The 4,408-nt window shown below is 69.1% G+C and carries 7 protein-coding genes; 5 read left to right on the forward strand and 2 right to left on the reverse strand.

Going from position 1 to position 4,408, the window contains the following annotated elements; translation table 11 throughout:
* Positions 1-168: 168 nt before the first annotated feature.
* Positions 169-729, forward strand: a complete 561-nt coding sequence (locus tag CCN42_RS36755; protein WP_086741652.1) for an HDIG domain-containing metalloprotein — start codon at positions 169-171, stop codon at positions 727-729.
* Here CCN42_RS36755 and CCN42_RS36760 read toward each other — a convergent pair.
* The gene (locus CCN42_RS36760) at positions 717-1,187 is read right to left on the reverse strand and encodes an NUDIX hydrolase (RefSeq protein WP_086741653.1); all 471 of its coding nucleotides are present in this window, start codon (positions 1,185-1,187) and stop codon (positions 717-719) included. The genes CCN42_RS36755 and CCN42_RS36760 overlap by 13 nt on opposite strands.
* 28 nt (positions 1,188-1,215) lie before the next feature.
* Positions 1,216-1,947, reverse strand: coding sequence for an XRE family transcriptional regulator (locus CCN42_RS36765; protein ID WP_086741654.1), 732 nt, complete (start codon positions 1,945-1,947; stop codon positions 1,216-1,218).
* 159 nt (positions 1,948-2,106) lie between these two features.
* On the opposite strand from CCN42_RS36765, the gene CCN42_RS36770 reads away from it, so the two are divergent.
* From CCN42_RS36770 to CCN42_RS36785, 4 genes are all read left to right on the forward strand, one after another.
* The gene (locus CCN42_RS36770) at positions 2,107-2,460 is read left to right on the forward strand and encodes an SCO3933 family regulatory protein (protein WP_086741655.1); all 354 of its coding nucleotides are present in this window, start codon (positions 2,107-2,109) and stop codon (positions 2,458-2,460) included.
* A gap of 3 nt (positions 2,461-2,463) precedes the next feature.
* Positions 2,464-3,819, forward strand: coding sequence for an FtsK/SpoIIIE domain-containing protein (locus tag CCN42_RS36775; protein WP_086741656.1), 1,356 nt, complete (start codon positions 2,464-2,466; stop codon positions 3,817-3,819).
* Between the two features lie 80 nt (positions 3,820-3,899).
* The gene (locus CCN42_RS36780; protein ID WP_086741657.1) at positions 3,900-4,103 is read left to right on the forward strand and encodes a hypothetical protein; all 204 of its coding nucleotides are present in this window, start codon (positions 3,900-3,902) and stop codon (positions 4,101-4,103) included.
* The coding region (locus CCN42_RS36785) for a DUF2637 domain-containing protein (protein ID WP_143662152.1) at positions 4,103-4,408 on the forward strand (306 nt) is incomplete at its 3' end. The genes CCN42_RS36780 and CCN42_RS36785, both read left to right, overlap by 1 nt.

The raw sequence follows: 4,408 nt of genomic DNA on the forward strand, positions 1-4,408 counted from the left end.
GGCGCGGCCAGCCGGGGCGGAGACAGGAGGCAGGCCGCGCCGCAGAGGCGGCGCGCGCCCGCGCCGTGCGCGGGCCTTGATGAAGTAGGGAAAGTCTTACCCCACCTTGTTTGGTGCCCTCGATCGTGGCCTGTCGGCTCACCGCTCGACTCGGCTACCGTTCCATCCATGTCTTCTGCACTGGACACGCCCCAGGGAGCGGCTGAACTCGCTGAGTCCCTGCTTCCCCCGCTCGGGAACCGCTGGCTGCACACTCAGGCTGTGGCTGCTCGGGCGCGCGAGGCTTCCGCGGCTGTGTCCGAGGCGGACCGGGATCTCCTCGTCGCTGCCGCGTGGCTGCATGACATCGGCTATGCACCCGAGCTGCGTGACACCGGCTTCCACCCTCTCGACGGTGCTCGGCACCTGGAATCGCTGGGTGCGCCGGCGCGCCTGGTGCGGCTGGTCGCCCATCACTCCGGAGCCGTGTACGAGGCGGAACAGCGCGGGCTGTCGGCGGAGCTGGCCGTCTACGAGCGGGAAGACTCTCCGGTCCTGGATGCCCTGATCTTCGCCGACATGACGACCGGTCCCGCCGGGCAGTCCTTCGACTTCGATGCCCGGATCGACGAAATCCTCGTGCGCTACGAGCCGGGCACTGAAGTGCACAACGCGATCAGCAAGGCGCGGCCGTACCTGCGGGGCGCTGTCGAGCGGACCCTTGACCGCATGGCTCATCAGCCGATGTAGGGCTCTGCCCGGTCGGCCAGGCCGTGTTCGATCCGCATGCGCATCGACGGGTGGATGTTCAGTTCGTCCAGCTTGCTCGGGTGGACGAAGGCAACTTCCTTGCTTTCGCTGCTCGTCCGCAGCTCGCCGCCGGTGATGCGGGCGTGGAAGCAGATGGAGAACTGTTGGCGGACCTCGCCGTCGTCGTACGCCATGACGTGCCCGGGGTTGGTGTAGATGCCGACGAGGCCGGTCACCTCCACGTCGAAGCCGGTCTCTTCCTTCGTCTCGCGTACGGCTGCGTCCGGTGCTGACTCGCCCAGGTCGACGCCCCCTCCGGGCAGGGCCCAGAGGTCGTTGTCGGTCTTGTGGATCAGCAGGACCTCTCCGGCCTCGTTGCGGGCGACGGCGGTCACGGAGGGAACGAGGCTGTTCGCCTTCGGGGCGTTGGGATCGTTGAAATAGTCGACACGGGCCATGTGTTCAGCCTTGCACGTCCGTGGCCTGCTATGCCGCCCGGCCTCGCTCCCATGCGTAGTCGAAGCTCCGCATGTAGTGCCGGAAGGTCCGCGCTCCGGGGAGGTACCGGAAATGCATCACCGGGTTCTGACCGGCGGGGGCTCCGAGGACGTGCGGGTTCACAAGAACGTCCTCGTCGAACCGGTAGATCGAGTTGTAGAGGATCGTGTCGTGCAGCCGGACTTCGACGCCGGGCGTCGACATGGCGGGCTCGAGGTAGCGGCGGGTAATCCGGGCGCGTGCGGCCAGGTCGCCGCCGATGCCCTCCTCTTCGCCGCGCTGGCGGACTGCTTCGGAGTCGGGGTCGCCGAGCAGGATGCGGACCTGAGCGCCGGCCTTCGCCTTGTCGGCCAGCTGGTCGGGCAGGTCCGGGTGACTGTCGAAGAGGAACAGTCCGGCGTACACCAGGATGTCCACCTGGTCCGTTGCCTTCTCGATCAGGGATGACCAGAGCGGGGCGGGCACCGCGCCACGGTGCGGGTAGTACGTGATCAGCTCGGATGCGCTGGCCTTCTCCGTCTGCTTCTCCACCGACGGCCAGAGGTAGACCTCGTCGAATCCGAGGAAGCTCGCCGCCTTCCAGCGGTGCCCGCGGTGCGGAGTGCGGTTGGTGGTGATCCACCGCTCGACGCTCTTGGGGTCCACGCCGACGTGCTCGGCAACGGACTGGACCGTTTCGCCCTTTGCTGAGATCGCCGCCCGTAAACGCTCGTTCGCCACGGCCTGTCCTTCCGTCCGGACCTCCAGGGACGTTTTTGACGGTAGCTCAGACGTCCCCAAACGTCCATACGGGCGGTGATGCGTCCACCCTCTCTCGCGGTCTCCTGATTCCACCGACGGGATGTCGGTCAACCCCTCACTTCACCAGGAGATAAGACGATGCGTCAGATTCCCGTAGACACCTCCAACGCCACCGTGATGGTTGCCAAGGCCCCGCAGCCCAAGGTGAAGGACCGCCGGACCGGTGAGATCGCCACCGACAAGGACGGCGTCACCCTGATGGTCGTGGAGGTCATGTTCTCCACGCCCGACGAAGTCGAAATCCTCAAGCTCACCGTCCCCCAGTCCGGCGTCTCCGAGGACCTGACCATGGGCACCCCGGTCGTCCTGACGGGTCTGGTCGCTTCGGCGTGGGAGAACGAGTTCAACGGCCAGAGGCGGCACGGGATCGCCTTCCGCGCGGTCGCGGTGACTTCGCTGGCCGCTGCGGGCTCGGCCTCGAAGGCGGCCTGAGCCGTGGCCTGGCTGCTCGTCGCCCTGGTGCTGGTCGTCGCCACCGCGGGTCTCCTGCGGTGGCGGCGCCCCGCCTGGTACTGGTTGACCTTCGGGGTTACCCTCGCCGTGCTGCGGGTTCTAATCCGGTACGGCTCGGTCATGGACGCCTGCGGCCTGACGGTTCCGGCTCCTCGCTGGCGCTTGGCCCTGGCCCGGATGACCAACCGGCCCATTCCCCGGCCTCGTGCCCCACGCATCCTGCGCGTGCGAGGGACCCGGACGGGCTTGGTGCTGCGGCTCAAGCTGCGCCCCGGCCAGGACGCCTTCGACGTGGCCGCCTCGTGCGACCGGCTGCGGCACTCGTTCGCCATGTACGGCGTCACCTCCCGTGAGCTGCGCTCGGGCATTGTGGAGCTGCGGATGACCGGCTACGACGTGCTCAAGCGGGTGCAGATGCCCGCCCGGCTCGACACCCGGCCGATGCGGGTCCCGGTCGCCCTGCGCGAGGACGGGGCCGTGCACTACCGCGACTACCGGGCCGTTCCTCACGCTCTCACCCTCGGCGCTACGGAGTCCGGCAAGTCCGTCTACCAGCGCAACCTCGTCGCCGCGCTCGCGCCGCAACGGGTCGCCCTGGTCGGGATCGACTGCAAGCAGGGCGTGGAGCTGTTCCCGCTGGCCCGCCGGTTCTCGGCGCTCGCCGACAACCCCGACACCGCCGCCGAACTCCTCGACGCGCTGGTGGCCCACATGGAGGACGTGTATCAGCTCATCCGGGCCGAACAGCGGATTACCGCCGACGTGCCGGATGCGGAGATCGCCGCCGACATCTGGGACCTGCGCGAGGACCTGCGGCCGGTGCCGATCGTGGTCCTGGTCGACGAGGTCGCCGAACTCGCCCTGTTCGCCAACAAGGAGGAGGAGAAGCGGCGGGACCGGATCATCACCGCTCTGGCACGCCTCGCCCAGCTCGGCCGCGCGGCCGGCATCTACCTGGAGATCTGTGGGCAGCGCTTCGGTTCCGAACTCGGCAAGGGCATCACCATGCTCCGCGCCCAGCTCACCGGCCGCACCGCGCACCGTGTCAACGACGAGTCCTCGGCGAACATGGCTTTCGGCGACATCGCCCCGGACGCTGTCATCGCCGCGATCCAGATCCCCACTGACATGCCCGGCGTCGCTATCACCGGCGACTCGACCGGCGGCTGGGCTCGCATCCGCGCCCCGCACACCTCGCTGCGACAGGCCGTGAACATCTGCAACCGGCACGCCGACCTGGTCCCGGACATACCCGCCCTGGCCCCCTTCCGGCCTGCGCTCGGCACTCTCGCCCCGGTTCCGGCCCCGGCTGTCGAGTCTGCCCCGACCGCCGCCTGACCCCACACGTCTGCCTCGGTCGGCGCGACCGCTTCGCGTCAGGTCCCTATTCCCGCCATGCCAGAAACCGGAGGTGAACCGTGGACATCCGCGAGGACTTCAACCGCACGGTGCAGCTGCTCAGCGCCCTGGCCCTGTACGCCCACACCCTCGGCGCCGACCCCGCTTTCGTCGACGCTATCGGCCCTTCTCTCGCCGTCTCCTTGCCCGAGCCGCCGCCGGGCGTCTTCCCGCCCGGCTATGACCCCACCGACGGCCCCCAGTACCCCGGCGGGCAGTCCTGATGGCTCGCCCCACCTTCCGCGTGGACGCCGTGCTGGTGCAGGCGGTCATTGCCGGGGCGTTGTCCTTCGCCCACTTGCACGATCTGGCCGCCGCTGCCGGGCAGGACGGCTGGAAGGCCTGGGCCTATCCGGTCTCGGTGGACCTGCTGCTGGTCGCCGCCTGGCGTCGGCTGCGCACGGACGGGCCGTCCCGGTTGGCCTGGTGCTGGTTCCTGATCGCCCTGGTCGCCTCGCTCGGCGCCAACGTCGCCACCGCCGGACTCCTCGACCTCGGCGACGTCCCAGCCTGGCTGCGCATCCTCGTC

This window comes from Streptomyces glaucescens, assembly GCF_002154375.1.
GTDB classification, from domain to species: Bacteria; Actinomycetota; Actinomycetes; order Streptomycetales; family Streptomycetaceae; genus Streptomyces; species Streptomyces glaucescens.